This window comes from Arthrobacter sp. GQ119, assembly GCF_059759125.1.
The window spans coordinates 12,676-29,136 of sequence record NZ_JCAXEA010000005.1 but is presented as its reverse complement, the minus strand read 5'-3'; the positions used below and the strand labels follow the sequence as shown (position 1 = coordinate 29,136).

12 protein-coding genes are annotated in these 16,461 nt (G+C 66.0%); 3 read left to right on the top strand and 9 right to left on the bottom strand.

Annotated features, from left to right (window positions below; translation table 11 throughout):
- Nucleotides 1-40: 40 nt before the first annotated feature.
- Complete coding sequence (gene ku / locus AC6CH3_RS06070) at nt 41-1,249, bottom strand: non-homologous end joining protein Ku (RefSeq protein WP_498131567.1); 1,209 nt, start codon at nt 1,247-1,249, stop codon at nt 41-43.
- A 40-nt stretch (nt 1,250-1,289) separates the two neighbouring features.
- Here ku and AC6CH3_RS06065 point away from each other — a divergent pair, with 40 nt between their 5' ends.
- The gene (locus tag AC6CH3_RS06065) at nt 1,290-3,839 is read left to right on the top strand and encodes an ATP-dependent DNA ligase (protein ID WP_498131566.1); all 2,550 of its coding nucleotides are present in this window, start codon (nt 1,290-1,292) and stop codon (nt 3,837-3,839) included.
- A 119-nt stretch (nt 3,840-3,958) separates the two neighbouring features.
- On the opposite strand, the gene AC6CH3_RS06060 is transcribed toward AC6CH3_RS06065, so the two are convergent.
- Entirely contained in the window at nt 3,959-4,219 is a 261-nt protein-coding gene (locus AC6CH3_RS06060; RefSeq protein ID WP_498131565.1) for a hypothetical protein, read from the bottom strand.
- 264 nt (nt 4,220-4,483) lie between these two features.
- A complete protein-coding gene (locus AC6CH3_RS06055; RefSeq protein WP_498131564.1) occupies nt 4,484-4,990 on the bottom strand; it encodes a hypothetical protein in 507 nt (168 codons plus the stop codon).
- 414 nt (nt 4,991-5,404) lie between these two features.
- On the opposite strand from AC6CH3_RS06055, the gene AC6CH3_RS06050 reads away from it, so the two are divergent.
- Nucleotides 5,405-7,033, top strand: coding sequence for an MFS transporter (locus AC6CH3_RS06050; protein WP_498131563.1), 1,629 nt, complete (start codon nt 5,405-5,407; stop codon nt 7,031-7,033).
- Between the two features lie 163 nt (nt 7,034-7,196).
- Nucleotides 7,197-8,282, top strand: coding sequence for an FUSC family protein (locus AC6CH3_RS06045; protein WP_498131562.1), 1,086 nt, complete (start codon nt 7,197-7,199; stop codon nt 8,280-8,282).
- Here AC6CH3_RS06045 and AC6CH3_RS06040 read toward each other — a convergent pair.
- The 6 genes from AC6CH3_RS06040 to AC6CH3_RS06015 form a co-directional block, all read right to left on the bottom strand.
- Nucleotides 8,221-9,006 carry an SDR family NAD(P)-dependent oxidoreductase gene (locus AC6CH3_RS06040; protein ID WP_498131561.1) on the bottom strand — a complete coding sequence of 262 codons (786 nt, stop codon included), beginning with the start codon at nt 9,004-9,006 and terminating at the stop codon, nt 8,221-8,223. The two genes, AC6CH3_RS06045 and AC6CH3_RS06040, sit on opposite strands and share 62 nt — an antisense overlap.
- Nucleotides 9,007-9,080: 74 nt before the next feature.
- Complete coding sequence (locus tag AC6CH3_RS06035; RefSeq protein ID WP_498131560.1) at nt 9,081-10,886, bottom strand: IucA/IucC family protein; 1,806 nt, start codon at nt 10,884-10,886, stop codon at nt 9,081-9,083.
- The gene (locus AC6CH3_RS06030; protein ID WP_498131559.1) at nt 10,883-11,482 is read right to left on the bottom strand and encodes a GNAT family N-acetyltransferase; all 600 of its coding nucleotides are present in this window, start codon (nt 11,480-11,482) and stop codon (nt 10,883-10,885) included. The genes AC6CH3_RS06035 and AC6CH3_RS06030 overlap by 4 nt, the downstream gene beginning before the upstream one ends.
- Nucleotides 11,479-13,206, bottom strand: a complete 1,728-nt coding sequence (locus AC6CH3_RS06025) for an IucA/IucC family protein (protein WP_498131558.1) — start codon at nt 13,204-13,206, stop codon at nt 11,479-11,481. Before AC6CH3_RS06025 ends, AC6CH3_RS06030 begins: the two co-directional genes overlap by 4 nt.
- Nucleotides 13,203-14,633 carry a lysine N(6)-hydroxylase/L-ornithine N(5)-oxygenase family protein gene (locus AC6CH3_RS06020; RefSeq protein ID WP_498131557.1) on the bottom strand — a complete coding sequence of 477 codons (1,431 nt, stop codon included), beginning with the start codon at nt 14,631-14,633 and terminating at the stop codon, nt 13,203-13,205. Before AC6CH3_RS06020 ends, AC6CH3_RS06025 begins: the two co-directional genes overlap by 4 nt.
- On the bottom strand, nt 14,630-16,267 hold the full coding sequence (locus tag AC6CH3_RS06015) for a pyridoxal phosphate-dependent decarboxylase family protein (protein ID WP_498131556.1): 1,638 nt from the start codon (nt 16,265-16,267) through the stop codon (nt 14,630-14,632). Before AC6CH3_RS06015 ends, AC6CH3_RS06020 begins: the two co-directional genes overlap by 4 nt.
- Nucleotides 16,268-16,461: the final 194 nt, after the last annotated feature.

The following is a 16,461-nucleotide window of genomic DNA, read 5'->3' as shown; positions in this document are numbered from 1 at the left end:
GCGGCCGCGCATGGGAATGGCGGGCAGGGTGCCCGATACCTCAGGCGCCCTTCCTCGCTGCCTTGGTGGCGGCCGTCTTGGTAGCAGTCTTGGTGGCCGCCGTCTTAGTGCCGGACGTTGCGGCCGCCGTCTTGGTCGCCGACTTGGCCGCAGGTGCACGCTTCGTGGTTTCGGCCTTCGCGCCGCCGCTCTTGGCGGTTCCGTCCGTCGTCGAGCTGTCCGATTTGGCGGCGCTCCTGCTGGACGTGCTCCTGCTGGAAGTGCTCCTGCTCGACGTACCCTTGCCTCGGCCGGCGCTGCCCGTACCCGCGCTCTTGGCGGCAGTCCCCGTTCTGGCCCTGCCGGAGGCCCGCTTGGCCGTCCCCGCCTCCTCAGAGTCTGCCTCGTCAGATTCGGCTGCATCGCTCCCGGATTCAGTCTCGTCCTCGGACTCGTCAGAGCCGCTCGCTGCCCTCCCGCCTCCTCCGCGTTTCCGGTCCAGGCTGCGCTTGAGGGCCTCCATCAGGTCGATGACCTCACCCTTGCCGCCTTCCGCGGCCTCGGCACCGAAGGTCTCTTCCGTGTCCACGGCATCGCCCTTCTCCAGCTTGGCCTCAATCAGCTGGCGCAACTGGGCCTGGTAGTCGTCCGTGAACTGCTCCGGCTCGAAGTCCGAAGCCATGGACTCCACCAACGCGGCGGACATCTCGCGCTCCTGGGCGGAGATCCGGATGGACGTGTCCAGGGCAGGGAATTCCGCTTCGCGCACCTCATCCGCCCACAGCAGGGCCTGCAGCATCAGGACATCGTCGCGGATCCGGAGGGCACCCAGACGCGTCTTGTCGCGCAGCGCAAACTGCACGATCGCAACCCGGTCGGTGTCCTCGAGCGCCCGGCGCAGCAGCATGTAGGCCTTGGGCGACTTGGAGTCAGGCTCCAGATAGTAGCTTTTCTCGAACATGATGGGATCGAGCTGCTCGGACGGCACGAACTGGACCACTTCGATCTCGTGGCTGTTTTCCGCCGGAATGGACTTGAGCTCCTCGCGGGAAAGGATCACTGTCCGGCCGTCGTTCTCGTAGGCCTTCTCGATGTCCGCATAGTCCACCACTTTGCTGCACACCTCGCAGCGCCGCTGGTAGCGGATCCGGCCGCCGTCGGCGTTGTGCACCTGATGGAGGCTGATGTCGTGGTCCTCGGTGGCGCTGTACACCTTGACGGGGACGTTGACCAGCCCGAACGCGATGGCACCTTTCCAGATGGCTCTCATGAGACAAGTGAACATCACGCTGCCCCGGAGGTGAAGCCCCTTGGCCGGCGGTAAGGAACGGGTCCGCGTCGGTGTCCGCGAGCTGACGCTGACAAACCTGGACAAGGTGCTCTACCCGGCCACCGGCACCACGAAGGCTGACGTCCTGGCCTATTACGCCGCCGTGGCGCCGGTCCTCATCCCGGCTGCGGCCGACAGGCCGGCGACGCGCAAGAGATGGGTCCACGGCGTAGGAACAGCGGACGAGCCCGGGCAGATGTTCTTCCAGAAGAACCTTGACCACTCCACCCCCGGCTGGGTTCCCCGGGCTGCCATCACCCACAAGACCAACACGATCTACTATCCGCTGGTGAACGACCCCGCTACCCTGACCTGGCTGGCGCAGATCGCCTCGCTGGAGATCCACGTCCCGCAATGGCGGGTTGACTCGCACGGCAACGCCCTGCCCCCGGACCGCATCGTGCTTGACCTGGACCCCGGCGAAGGAGCGGGGCTGCAGGAATGCGCCGAGGTGGCCAGGCTGGCCCGGGCCATCCTGAAGGACGTGGGACTCGATCCGATGCCGGTAACCAGCGGCAGCAAGGGCATCCATCTGTACGCCGGCCTCGACGGGACCCAGTCCTCCGACCAGGTTTCCGAGTTCGCGCATGAGCTGGCCCGGGCCCTCGAGGCCGATCATCCGGAGCTGGCCGTCAGCGACATGAAGAAGACACTGAGGACGGGCAAGGTCCTCGTCGACTGGAGCCAGAACAATGCCGCCAAAACCACGATCGTTCCGTACTCGCTGCGCGGCAGGCTGATGCCCACCGTTGCGGCTCCACGCACGTGGCGGGAACTGGCTTCCGCCAACCTCGGACAGCTGGACTATGAGGAGGTCATGCGCAGGGTCAAGAGCGGCAAGGACCCGTTCGCCGTCGTGGACGAGATCAGCGGACAGGCCCACGCTGCGGCCTCCGGCGCAGGCACCGGCGCAGGCGCCGGCCGCGGCGGCCATGGGGACCCCAGGCTGCACAAGTACCGGTCCCTGCGGGACCAGAACAAGACTCCGGAACCGTTCACCGCAGAAAACAGGGCCGAAAACTTGGCCGGGACCACGGATGGCAAGGAAATCTTTGTGATCCAGGAGCACCACGCGAGCAGGCTCCACTACGATTTCCGGCTTGAGCACGACGGCGTGCTGGTTTCATGGGCGCTGCCGAAGGGCGTACCGGAGTCCGGGGCCAAGAACCACCTGGCCGTCCAGACCGAGGACCATCCCATGGACTACGCCGATTTCGAAGGCACCATCCCCAAGGGCGAGTACGGAGCCGGCACCGTCAGCATCTGGGACAAAGGCGTCTACGAACTGGAAAAGTGGGTCAACGGCAAAGAAGTGATCGCCACGCTCACGGGCCAGGAGGGCGGCGGCCTCGGTGGCACCCGGAAATTCGCCCTGATCCATACCGGGGAGGGCGAAGGCGGACAGGGACAGTGGCTCATCCACCTGATGGAGAAGCCACACGGCCTCCGGGGCAAGCGCAGCACGCCCTCAGTGGCCCCAGCCAAGGCCGCTCCGGCCGCGTCCCCCTCCAGAGGCGCCGGCACTGCCACCGCCACAGCTATCGGCGCAGGCACAGGCGCAGGCAAGAGCACCATCATCGAGGATCCGGCGCCGATGTTGGCGACGGCCGGGACTCCGGCGGATCTCCACGGCAGCGAATGGTTTTTCGAACTCAAATGGGACGGGATCCGAGCCCTGGTGGTGGCTGACGGGGAGAAGATCCGGCTCCTCAGCCGCAACGGCAACGACATGTCGGCCAGCTACCCCGAACTGACTGACCGTGGCTGCTGGCCGCCGCAGGACTTCATCGCGGACGGCGAGATCATCGCCGTCGGGCCCCGCGGCAGGCCCGATTTCGGGCTCCTTCAGGGAAGGATGAAACTGACCAAGCCGGGAGATGTGAAGAGGGCCAGCGCTGCCATTCCGGTGCGGCTGATGCTGTTCGATCTGCTGGCCGAGGGCGGTGAAGACCTTCGCAGGCGCCCGGCCCAGGAGCGCAGGGAACTGCTCGAAGACTTTTACCGCCCGTCGGATTGCCCGGTGCATCTGTCCGAAACACTGGACGAGCGGGTGGAGCACATCCTGGAAAGCGCGCGGGAACTCAGCCTGGAAGGCGTGATGGCCAAACGCGCCGACAGCCGGTACGTCAGCGGCCAGCGGAGCCGGTCGTGGATCAAGCTCAAGATCGAGCAGACCCAGGAAGTAGTGGTTGGGGGCTGGCGGCCGGGCAAGGGAGAGCGGTACGACACCGTGGGGGCGCTGCTGCTGGGGCTGCCGCAGGGCAAGAAGCTACGGTATGTGGGCCGGGTTGGCAGCGGCTTCAGCATGCAGGAGCTCAAGGAACTGCGCCAAACCATGGAACGGCTGGCCCGAAAGACCTCGCCCTTCGAGGAAGTACCGGCCCTCGACGCCGCCGGCGCCCGGTGGATCGATCCCGACCTGGTGGGCGAAGTGACCTTCGGGGAATGGACCGGCAGCGGAAAGCTCAGGCATCCGGTGTGGCGCGGCTGGCGCCTGGACAAAACACCGGAGGATGTCGTCTCCGAGTGACCAAAGCTGCCTGAGACGCGCAAAGCTTCCCGTGACACTCAAACGGCCTGGCGACACGCGAATTCGCGCGTCGCCAGGCCGTTTGCGTATCTTCAGACCATTTGCGGGTCCTCAGCAGCTCATGACGAGTGCGGCATCTGCGGACGGCTGGTCCGGTGGACAGCGGTCACAGCGGCCCCCTGGCCCATGCGGCCGCGGTTCGAGCCGCGGTCCTTGGGATGGCGGTGCTTGCCGTTGCCGTCTGGCCACTGCTGCCCGCTACCCATGGCCGAAGTGACGGCGATGGTTTCGGGCGTGGGCAGCGGCGGCCTGTCCATTGACTCGGCCAGGTGTGATGCCACCTCTGGTTTGATGGAGCGTCCCTTGTTCATGTCAGCCATTTGTTCTTCCTTTCCCCGATGAAACGAAGCCATTGCAGGACTGCCTTCGGGCTGCCGGCCGGCCGGAGTCTGGATTTCCGGCGATACCGGGAACACCACGGAGGCAATGCCTCAACAGGCGTGGATTTTTGTGGTGTGGGTGGCGGGGCGGCAGGCCACGGAGCAATCCGTCAGCGGCCGGACGGCCACCTACTCAAAGATCAGTGTTCCCATGGATCCACGATATGCAGAAACCTGCCGGGCGGGAACCCCCCCGTAAGGCGTTCAGTCCTGGGCATCGCTGCTAAAGGAGCCCTCCCAGACAGCGCGGGATCCGGCTTCTCCGATCTGCACCACCGCGATGACCGTCCCACCGCACAGGACAAGAACCAGTACGACGGCGATTGCTCCGGCAATGCGGCTGCCGGCGGTTCCGAGCCTGCTCCGCATTCCGTCGGCCTGAGTGGTTCCGTACCGGAACCACAGCCACTGCGCCACGGCCACGATGAACACACCGATAACCCAGGGCAGGAGTGTGCCACCGAGGTTGGAGTGGGCTGTGATGGCAGGGGTCGTGTCCACCCGCTGCATCAGCCATTCCCCGGACTGCTGGGTGATGGGGACCATGATGAGCGCCACCAGGGCAAGGAGCGGGGTCACGATTCCAAGCCGCCTGCGGGCCGCGGGCCAAACGATGCTCAGCACCGTGCACAGGGCGGCCAGCGGCACGAAGACCACGGTGCCGTGCACTATGAGTACATGCAGTGGCAGGCCGCTGATTACATAGTCCATGCCGAACACCCCTGACTGGAATTGCCAATCCTGTTCCACACTCCCGGATCCCTTACCGGGTTTACCCGATCAGACGAGCACCGCCGTCGAACGGTTCAATGTCCATTGATATCGGGCTGTGATGCGGGTGTTCCCTGCGGTCCACCGGAGCGCCGATACCCCTGATGTCGGTCCCAAAACGGGTCCTGAAACAAAAATTTTTGATAACGATGCCTGCATGGGCCCTGATTCCGCGGAATTACGGGGTGAAACCGGGCAAAACATCTCTGGGATCTGACCCGCATTCCGGCCTGAAACGCCGGATCATACGGCACGAAACCATGGGCAGCCATGCATTTCGCGTAAAATTGAAGGTCTGCCCGGAGCGGGGCAGCTACAAGTCGCAAGCAAATGACCTCCACAGGAGTCGCCCAAATGCCCATAGACCGAAGCACGACCGACTCTTCAGCAGGCGTTCTGAACGCCGGCGGAACCAACCCAGTGACACCCCAGGGTGTGAAGAAACCAAAGCTTCTCGCGCGTCGCCGGCTCAAGGAGTCCGACGTCAACGTCGTAGACCAGCCCATGCTGAAGAAAGCACTCGGCGGCACGATTGTCGGCAACACCATGGAGTGGTACGACGTGGGCGTCTTCGGCTACTTGATCACCACGATGGGGCCGGTGTTCCTGCCCGAAGCCGATGCCAAGGTCCAGACTCTGTTTCTGCTGGGCACCTTCGCAGCGACCTTCATCGCCCGCCCGCTCGGCGGAGTGATCTTTGGCTGGCTTGGTGACAAGATCGGCCGCCAGAAGGTCCTCGCTGCCACCTTGATGCTCATGGCGGCGAGCACGTTCGCCATTGGTCTGCTCCCGGGTTATGCCCAGATCGGCATCTGGGCAGCCGGCCTGCTGGTGCTGCTCAAGATTGTCCAAGGATTCTCCACCGGCGGCGAATACGCCGGTGCCACCACCTTCGTCAGCGAATACGCCCCGGACAAGCGCCGAGGCTTCTTCGCGAGCTTCCTGGATCTGGGAAGCTACCTCGGATTCGCCCTCGGTGCGGCCCTGGTTTCCGTGCTCCAGCTGACGATGGGCCAGTCCGCCATGGAGGAATGGGGCTGGCGCCTGCCGTTCCTCATCGCGGGCCCGCTCGGACTCATCGCCGTGTACTTCCGTAACAAGATCGAGGAATCCCCGCAGTTCCAGGCAACGCTGGACGCCCAGGAGGAGCAGGCCAAGGACGCTGCGGCCGAAGACGCTGCCGCTGTCAAGGGCCCGGTCGGAATCGTCAAGGCCTACTGGCGCTCACTCATCGTGGCCATGATCCTCGTGGCCGCTGCCAACACCGCTGGCTACGCCCTGACGTCCTACATGCCGACGTACCTCACCGAGGCCAAGGGCTACGATCCGGTCCACGGCACGCTGCTGACCATTCCCGTCCTCATCATCATGAGCCTGTGCATCCCGCTGACCGGCAAGCTGTCCGACCGCATCGGCCGCCGCCCCGTCCTCTGGATCGGCGCGGGGAGCACCATCGTGCTGGCTGTCCCGGCGTTCATGCTGATCGGCATCGGCAGCACCTGGTCCACGCTGGCTGGCCTGGCCCTCGTGGCCTTCCCGGTGACGTTCTACGTGGCCAACCTGGCCTCGGCGCTGCCCGCCCAGTTCCCCACGGCCAGCCGCTATGGCGCCATGGGGATCGCGTACAACTTCTCGGTAGCGATCTTTGGCGGCACCACCCCGTTCATCGTTGCCGCTCTGATCTCCGCGACGGACAACGACATGATGCCGGCGTACTACCTCATGGCCACCTCGGCTATTGGCGCGATCGCCATCTACTTCCTGAAGGAATCGGCGCGTCGCCCGCTGCCGGGTTCCATGCCGAGCGTGGATACCCAGGCGGAGGCCCGCGAACTGGTGGCCGGCCAGGACGACAACCCGCTGCTTGACCTGGACGAGCTGCCGTTCGAAACCGTGGACGCCGAGAAGGACATCCTGGCGGCACGGGCGGACAAGGACATGGACATGGACAAGGACAAGGACAAGGTTCCCGCCAACGCCTGATGCACCGCCCCGCCTCCGCGGTGAAGGCCTGTCCGGCGTGCTGTCCTTGGGGGAAGCACACCGGGCGGGCCTTTGCCATCCGCAGTGCTAGTTTCTATAGGGATGTCCCTTTACAGGGTGCCGCCCCGTGGTACGGCGGACCATATGAGTTGGAGGAGTTGCCGTGCGGCCTGTCCTGAGGCATGTCCGGCAGCTCCACAGCCTGGGACCCGCGAACAATGACCACGTTTCCGCGTTGCGGGTGGCCATCAGCGTGGCGGTTCCGTCGCTTCTCCTGTTGCTCGCCGGCCGGCCGGACCTGATCACCTACGCCGTCTTTGGCGCCCTGACCGGAATGTACGGCCGCAATGAGCCACACCAGCTCCGGTTCAGGCACCAGCTGCAGGCTGCGCTCGTGCTGTTGTCCGGCGTGGCGGTCGGCGTTTTCCTGTCTGTCAACCATCTCCATTCCTGGTGGCTGGTTGGCGTGGAAGCTGTGCTGGCAGGTGTTGGCTCGCTGTACTCAGACAGGGTGAGGCTCAAGCCCAACGGCCCCTTTTTCGGCATCCTTGCCCTCGGTGCCTGCGCATCAGTACCCACGGCCGTTCCCTGGTACGTTGCCCTGCTCATCGCGGCGGCATCCGCCGGTTTCTCGCTTTTCGTGGGTTTCGGCGGCTGGATCCACGGCCGGGTGTGGGTCCCCCGTGCAATGCGGAATCCTGTCAGGTTACAGGGGCAGCTGCGGCAGCGGGCCGTGGTGCACGCCGCGCGCTACACAGTCGCGGTGGGCGCTGCCGGTGCTGTGGGTGTCCTGACCGGCAGCGGCCATCCGCATTGGGCGATGGCGGCCGCGGCTGTCCCGCTCGCCGGCGCGGACCTGCCCAGCAGTGTCCACCGCGGCATCCACCGCATCGTCGGAACGCTGCTGGGGCTGGTGATTGTCGCCGTCGTGCTTATGCCGGGCCCCTTGGCCCCGCTCCCCCACTTCCCGGGAGCCGAAGCAGCCGTCCTGGCGGTCCTGGTCATCATCTTTCAGTTCACCACCGAGCTGTTCATGGCGCGGCATTACGGGCTGGCGATGGTCTCTTTCACGCCGGTCATTCTCCTGATGACCCAACTGGCGGCCCCGGACGACCCTTACGTGCTCATTGCCGAGCGCGGAGTCGAGACAGCCGTGGGGGCCGTGACCGGCATCCTGGTGGTGGTGTTTATCCGTTCTCGGCGGAATTCTTCCCCGACGCCTTCGGTTTCCTCGGCGGGCCAGCGGTGATCCTGTCCGGCAGGATCCGCGCGGCGGCGGCCAGCACTTTGTAGCGCTTCGTCGGAATGGACACCGCCTTGCCCCGGGCGTTGTCGGCCAGGCCTTCCCGGACCACCCTTCCGGCGCGCAGCCAGGTCCAGCCGGGTGCGACGGACTTGTCCATTCCCATCCTGTCGTGGAACTCGGTGTGGACGAAGCCCGGGCAGACCGCCGTGACCTTTACTCCCCGCGGCGAGTAAGCAAGGTTGGCCCAGCGGCTGAACGTAAGCAGCCACGCCTTCGCCGCCGAATACGAACCGCGGGGAAGGAACGCCGCCACGCTGGCCACGTTGATGATCCGTCCCGAACCGCGCTCCAGCATCCCCTGCAAGGCGGCATGACTGAGCTCCATGGCCGTCTGGACATGCAGTTTCAGATGATTCCTCTCATCCTCGATGCTGTTCCGGTCAAAGTCCTCGAGCAGTCCCATGCCGGCATTGTTCACCAGCACCTCGACGGGACGCGCGGCGTCGGAGAGACGGGCGACGACGGCGGCCACCCCGGCGTCGTCGGTCAGGTCCGCGGGCAGCACCTCAGCTGTGGTGCCGTACCGCCGTTCCAGCTCCGCTGCGGTCGTCTGCAGGCGTTCCCCGTCGCGGGCCACGAGCACGACGTCGTGGCCCTGTTCCGCTAGCTGGCGGGCGAATTCCGCGCCGAGCCCCGCGGTGGCACCGGTGATGAGGGCTGTCGTCATGACGCTAGCTTAGCGCCGCCCTTCCCGGGACGCGCCGATCCCGGGAAGGCGTGCCATCAGGCAGGACAGCCGGTTCACGGCCTGTACATCGGGTTCGGCATGGTTCCCGCCTTGGGCACGGGCGGACGGGTATCGAGATCGGTGTAGCCCAGCCGCAGGCGATAGCCGTTGAGCGGGTAGCGTCCGAACTCCTTCCCCAGGAAACCGGTGGCTTCCAGCCGGGCAGCCTGCCCGGGATGGGAGTCGGCGTACTCCGTGATGACGTCGCGGGTGAGGTTCCACAGGTCCGCCGATGCCACCGGCAGGCCACGAAGATCGAGCAACTCACCGAGCGGGGCCCACACGCCAAGGAACAGCGCGTCAACAATGTACTGCCGCAGCACGTGCCACGGTTTGCGGGGCAGGACACGGACGTGGCCGTCCGGTTCCCAGGAACGCGCCGGAACCGGGTCGGTGCTCACACACACGTCGTCGACGAGGTCCTTGATCACCAGCCGGCTCGGCATTCCCTCAGCGTCACAAATGACCATGAGGTTCTCGCCGTGCGGGTTCACGCTCACCCCGTAGGTGTGCAGCAGGTGCAGCAACGGCCGGACCGTAACGGACACCAGTGCAGCGAGCCAGTCCGCCAGCTCGCGGCCGGAGAGTTCGGCCAGCGCTTCGAGCGCCGTATCACCCATCGGGTCCTCGTGCAGCACCATCGCCAACGGCCATACCGTCTCACCCTCCGCAAGGGCGGGGTCCACGGGCTCCCGCCAGATGCAGCCCAGTGTCTCGTCCCATTGATAGGGCACGCCCGGGTAGTCCGCCAGGTGGGGGTGCCGGACGGTCACAGACGCAACTTCACCGAGCAGTACGGTGTGGCGGTTAAGGAAGGGGTCTGCGTCCCAGATGGAGCGCATCCAGTGCGTGGTCATCGGAGCCGCCAGCGAGCAATGCCTGGGGATACCCCGGTACACCGAGGTGTTGAGGATCTTCAGCGGCAGCTTCATCTGGAGTTTGGACGGCTCATCAACGTTCACGAGGGTACGGATCGACTGTGTGGGGAGGTAGTGGTCCTCCTGTTCCCCCAGGACCACGATCTGACCGGACAGCAGGCTTCCGGACCACAGCTGCCGGACCACGTGATCCACCTGCCACGGATGCGCAGGGAGCAGCACGTAGCCGGCCGGGTCGGCCCCGGCATCGCGCAGGACGGCCTGGAAGCGTTCCTGCGTCGCGGGATCCAGTTCGCGGTCGATCAGGTCCTGCTCCGACATCGATGGAACGGACCGGAACTCGGCCAGCCGGCGTGACACGGCCAGCCACACCGGACGCAGCGGCTTGCCGGCTTCCGGGGCGTACTGTGCGCAGTCGGACGCCGAGAAGCCGAGCCTTCCCTTGTTGGCCACCAGCAGGGGGTGGCCGGTCAGCTGTCCTTCCATCTGGGCATGCGGCAGGCGAACCAGTTCCTTCGCCGGGATGCCCTTCACTGCCAGCTGCGCATCGGCGGCGAGTGTTGCGGAAAGCTCGGCGATGTAGTTGGCGACGGTCGTCCCGGTCAGCCCCAGCGTGCTGGCAGCATCCACGACGAACCGGCCCGGATCGTCCGCCGGTTCGCTCTCGTCGTCGCCGAGCACGCCCCGGCTGACCCGGCGGATGGTTCCCGGATCGACGACGTAGGAGCCGAAGCCGGTCCGCCTGGCCTGGAACAGATAGGACGAACTGTCGAGGTGGAGCTGCAGGTGCTCCGTTTTTGCTGGTTCGGCACTTGCTGGTTCGGCCTTTACTGATTCGGCACTGGTTGATTCGGCCCTTACTGATTCGGCACTGAGCAGTTCCTCGGACAGCAAGGCTCCGATCAGCTTCGCCAGAAGCCGTGCGGATGGCAGATGGGTCACAGCGGGGCTCCTTCGCGGCCGGCTCTATTCGCATGCTCAAGCGATCCTGTGTCCCGCCAAGGCAGCGGAGGCTCGGCAGCCATGAGCATTGCAGTCTTGTCAGGCAGCTGCACGGCATCCACTGCCGCAAAGCCGGCGTCGCCGAAGGCGCGGTGGGACCGTTTGTTCAAAAAGTCCGGCTCCGCCACCAGACGTCCGCAGCCGGGCAGGATCATCGGGGAGCTGTCCAGCACCGCGCGGATTAGGCGTGCACCCAGGCCCCGTCCCCGCGATCCTTCCCCCAGGGCGAGGTGCATCCCAAGATCGGTCTGCGCGTGGTCGATATGCCGGCCAAGGACGTCGGCTGCCACCCGATAGACCTCGACGTATCCTGTCACGCGGTCGCCTTCGGCCAGCGTCAGCGCCAGGCTGTCGGGGTCATGCAGCAGGCCGGTAACGTATTCGGCCCATCTGTCCGCCTCCCACGCCTGGTGCCACCACTGCTCGACGTCGGGCTCCGCCATGAGCGCGGCCAGGCCTTCGGCGTCAGCCGGCGCGGCCAGCCGCAGGACGTGCCCCTCCAGCACCAGGTTCCGGTTCCAGTTCAGGCCCGTCATGCGCTGGCCACCAGTGGGTTGGGAACGTCAAGGTAGACCGACTGGGCGTCCAGCGGCGCCACCACCTCGTCGATGCCCGCCAGCCGGGTCGCCAGGTGCGCCTTGCAGGGCAGGGACGGGGCGTTCAGCCAGCGGTTTACCAGCCGCACCCCGGCCGGGCCCGCCTCGGCCAGGGACGGGAGCGCCGCCTGCAGGCGCTCGCGGACCACCGCAAGCAGAATTTCCTCACCCGCCATTCCTTCGGCTGCCATCGAACCGACCAGGGAGAGCACCTGGTTGTGCAGGAGGTAGTAGGTGAGCCGGTCATCGACGATGCCGTCATCGACAACGGCAAGGGTGCTGCTCTCCTCGCCCGTGCGGGCCAGGACGTCGGCGAGGCGGGAGGCGGCCAGGTAGTAGCCCTGGTTGTCGCGGTAGGCACCTCCCGTGATCCGGCCGTCGGCGTCCAGCCGGACGAGGGTGTTCTGCTGGTGGCCTTCCAGCCCGATGCCCGTGCTGGCGTACAGGCTCAGCATCGGCAGAAGCACGCGGTCAACATAACTGCCAAGCCAGGCCACGGGATCGCCGCACCAGCGAGCGAGCAGGCTGGGGCCCCACGCGCCCGGCCCTGAGGTAGAGGTGCCGAAGGTGGTGGAGAGCCCGGAGGGGGCCGAAGGCGCGATCAGGCCGGCCAGGCACACCATCCGGTCCACTCCTTCCGGAACCTCGCGGAGGGAGACGTCGAGTCCGGTCAGGGTTCCGCCGGTGGCATCCGAGGGGTCGATGACTGCCGCCCAGGCAGGGTCCTTGACGATCGTGAAGCCCGGATCGCTGTAGCTGACATAGCCGGCATCAATGAGCCGGTTTACCTCGACGCCCCGCTTGAGCTCCGTGGCGGTCGCCTCCCTGACGGAGTTGGTGATCTTCAATCCTGTGGAGACCTTCAGCATCACCGGGTGGTCCGGGTGGAAGAGCGTGCGCAGGCTTGACGTGGCCCACCACTCGTCACCCAGGGGGCCCAGCGGCCGGAGCAGCCCGGCGGCCATCAGTTCCTGGACGGCCTGGCGCTGCTGGACTGCCTCCGCCTGCCAGGGGTGTGCCGGGATCAGCACGTGACCGGGCGCAGGGCTGTAGCCGGCGATGGCGGACAGCAGATCGTGCACGTCCTTGCCCCCGAGAGAAGGCGCGGCCGCCGCCTGGTCCTGGGTGACCACCGAACTGTGGGCCTCGAACCAGTGCAGCTGGAAGCGGCCGCTGAGCTCGGGCGAGTACGCCTCGAGTTCGGCTGCGCTGAGTTCGTCCCTGCTTTTCGGAGCGGGATGCTGCAGGTGGCCAAGGAGCAGGGACCGCTCACCGTCCAGGAACAACGGCCCGTCCAGCGAAGCGTTCCGTTCCCGCGCAGCGAAGGTGCTGACGTTCCGGATGGATTCCCGCGTGCGGCTCAGCAGGAGCGAACGTTCCTGTTCTTCGGCCCCTGTTGTCAGGAGGGCCAGCAGTTCTGCGGCGCCCACGGCATGCCGCGTCCCGTCGGCGTGCACCACCGCCACGTCGGTGAAGCTGTGCAGGCCTGTCCGGGAGAAGTGGGTGCAGCGGGCGCTCACGTTCAGCGCAGTGCCGGGAACCGCCGTGAAGATGCCGTCGTCGTCGACCGCCACCCCGCGTTCCCGCACCCAGCAGCGGAGTACCGCGTCGACGTGCGCTGAGTCAGCCAGGATCTGCAGATCGATGGTTTTTGAGGCGCTCATGATGCATCCCCGATCTGGGTGGCTGCGGAAACGTGGGACTGTGGCATGGGAAACTCCATCTGCTGGGGTAGGTGTTGAAGGGGATCGGATTGGGGAAAGGACTGAGGCGCCCCGAACTGCTGGAAGGCGATGCTGCGCTCCACGGCGTAGACTTCCCGGCCTGTGACTTCGCGCAGGATGCAGGAGTTCCGGTATGCAGCCATGCCGAGGTCCGGGGTGACGAAGCCATGGGTGTGGAGCTCGGCGTTCTGGACGAAGATCTCGCCGGGTTCGACGCCGGTGCTGTAGTTGCGCTCGACGGCGAACCTGCCGTTGCTGTCCCGGGCGATCCGGTCCTGCACTCCGGCCAGGAACGCCGGCTCGCGGTAGCTGTAGCCGGTGGCAAGGACCACGGCCTCGGTGTCCAGCGAATAGTCGGCGCCCTGCTCCTCATGCCGCAGCCGCAGCGTGTGCGACCCCGACGCGGGGTCCCACGACGCTCCGGTCAGCGCCGAGTGCGTGAACAGCCGCGTATCCACGAGGCCGGAAAGGCTCTTGGTGTACAGGAGGTCGTAGATGGCGTCGATGAGCTCGGAATTGATGCCCTTGTACAGGTTCTTCTGGCTCTTGATGAGCCCGTCGCGCCGCTCCTGCGGGAGGCCGTGGAAGTAGTCCACATACTCCGGGGACGTCATTTCCAGCGTGAGTTTGGTGTACTCCAGCGGGAAGAACCGGCCCGAGCGGGTGACCCAGTTCAGCTGGTACCCGTGGACGTCGATCTCCTGCAGCAGCTCATAGTAGATTTCGGCCGCGCTCTGGCCGCTGCCCACGATGGTGATGCTGCGCTGCTTCTGCAGTTCACTCTTCCGCGAGAGGTAATCGGCGTTGTGAAGGACCACTCCGCCGCCGTTGGCTGCCGCATCGACGATTCCGTCGCAGGCGGCCGGAACATACGGCGACGTTCCGGTACCGAGCACCAGCCGCCGCGCGCGGAGCACCTCAGCGCCGGCCGGACCGACCATCGACAGCGTGTACACGCCGTCGTCGTACGTGATGTCCCGGACGTCCGTGCCGAACCGCACCGAGTCGAGCTGGCCTGCCGCCCATTGGCAGTACTGGTTGTACTCGGCGCGCAGCGGGTAGAAGTTCTCCCGGATGTAGAAGCGGTAGAGCCGTCCGGTCTGCTTGAGGAAGTTCAGGAACGAATAGGGCGAGGTGGGGTCCGCGAGGGTCACGAGGTCCGCCATGAACGGCACCTGCAGGTGGGCGGGCTCCAGCATCATGCCGGGGTGCCAGTCGAAGGATTCGCGGCGCTCCAGGAACACCGCGTCGAGTCCCTCAACCGGCGCACTCAGCGCGGCGAGGCCCAGGTTGAAGGGCCCGACGCCGATTCCGGCGATGTCGTAAATGCGGGCCGCACTGGAAGTGTCAAAGGCGGGGGTGCTCATGCTGCCGACTCCGTCCGGTTCAGCAGTGCAGCACCGGTTCCGCGGAGCAGGCTGACGATTTCACTGATGTCCTCGAGCGTGGCCTCGGCGTTGAGGAGGGTGAACTTGAGGAAGTGCCGGCCGCCCACCTTGGTGCCGGCCACCACCGCTTCGCCCGAGTCGAAGACGGCTGCCCTGATGGCGGGGTTCAGAACGTCCGCCTCCTCCTCGGAAAGGCGTGTTCCGTCGTCGAGCAGCGGCCTGTACCGGAAGACGAGGGTGCTGAGCTGGGGCCGGGCGGCCAGTTCGAAATCCGGGTCCGCCGCCAACACAGCGCCCACCCTCCCGGTGAGGTCGATCGCTTCGTCGAACAGCGCTCCAACGGCGTCCGCTCCCATGATCCGCAGGGTCAGCCACAGTTTGAGCGCATCGAAGCGCCGGGTGGTCTGGATGCTCTTATCCACCTGGTTGGGAATGTCGGCCAGGGCGGCGGCTTCCGGGTTCAGGTAGTCGGCGTAGTAGGTCACGTGGCGGAGCATGGCGCCATCCCGGACCAGCAGTGCGCTTGAGCTGACCGGCTGGAAGAACGTCTTGTGGAAGTCGACAGTGACGGAATCCGCCAGGCCAATGCCTGTCAGGAGATGCCGGTACCGCCCCGACACGATGAGCCCCCCGCCGTACGCGGCGTCCACGTGGAACCAGGATCCGTAGGCACGGGCCAGCGCGGCGGTTTCGGCAAGCGGGTCCACCGCACCGAAGTCGGTGGTGCCTGCGGTGGCCACGACCGCCATCGGCACCAGCCCGCTGTCCTTGGCGTCCGCGAGAGCCTCGGCGAGGGCGGCGGGGTCCATGCGGTGGTCAGTTTCGCAGCGCACGGGAACTACTGCGTCGTAGCCCAGCCCCAGCATGGAGGCCGACTTCCGGATGCTGAAGTGGCTGTCCTCGGAGGTGAAGATTCGCAGCCTGTCCAGCAAGGCAGGGAGCCTGAGCCCTGCGGCTTCTGGGTTCTGACGCAGGGCAGCCACGGCGTGGTTCCGCGCAATCAGGAGGGCCTGGAAGTTGGACTGGCTTCCCCCGGACGTGAATACACCGTCCGCAGCGGCGCCGAGGTGCAGGCGGTCGGCGGTCCATTCTACGAGGCGCCGCTCGATCATGGTGCCCCCGGCGCTCTGGTCCCAGGTGTCCAAGGATGAATTCACGGCCGAAAGGACAGCCTCGCCCACGAGCGCCGGGATGACCACGGGACAGTTCAGATGGGCGGCGTATTTGGGATCGTGAAAGTAGACGGCGTCGCGGAGGTAGACCTCCTCGAGTTCCTCCAGTGCCGCTGCCGTATCCGGCAGCGGCCGGTCCAGGTCCACCTCCCGTACGCGGCGCTTCATTTCCGAGGGTCCGACGCCGGTGAACGGCCGGGTGGTCCGCTCGAGTTTGGTGGCCACGGCGTTGACGCCCTGCAGGACCTGGGCCACGTAGCGCGGGGCGTTGCGGGCGTTGAAGAGATGGTTGCTGGCGGACAACGCGAGCTCTACGCGGGACCCAAAGTCGGGATAGGCGTGGCCCGGAGGCGCCTTCTCCGCGCCGGCGTCGTCGGCAATTCCTTGGTCGGCGTAGATCTCGCTCGCTGACATCTCATGAACGGGGGGCAGCAACGTCACGGCGGTGGTCCTCTTCTCGGGCTTGGAAAACACTCAGAGCAAGGCAAGCCTTACTTAGGTGATCCTTTTAGTCAAACTTTCGTGATGTAATTCCAAACACCCGCGGATTGGCGGGGATTTTCCATGTAAAGCGTGCGTCATTGACTTTTCCCCTGGTGGGAGGAGGGAGCATAATGCCGGTTTTCGCTGGCCGG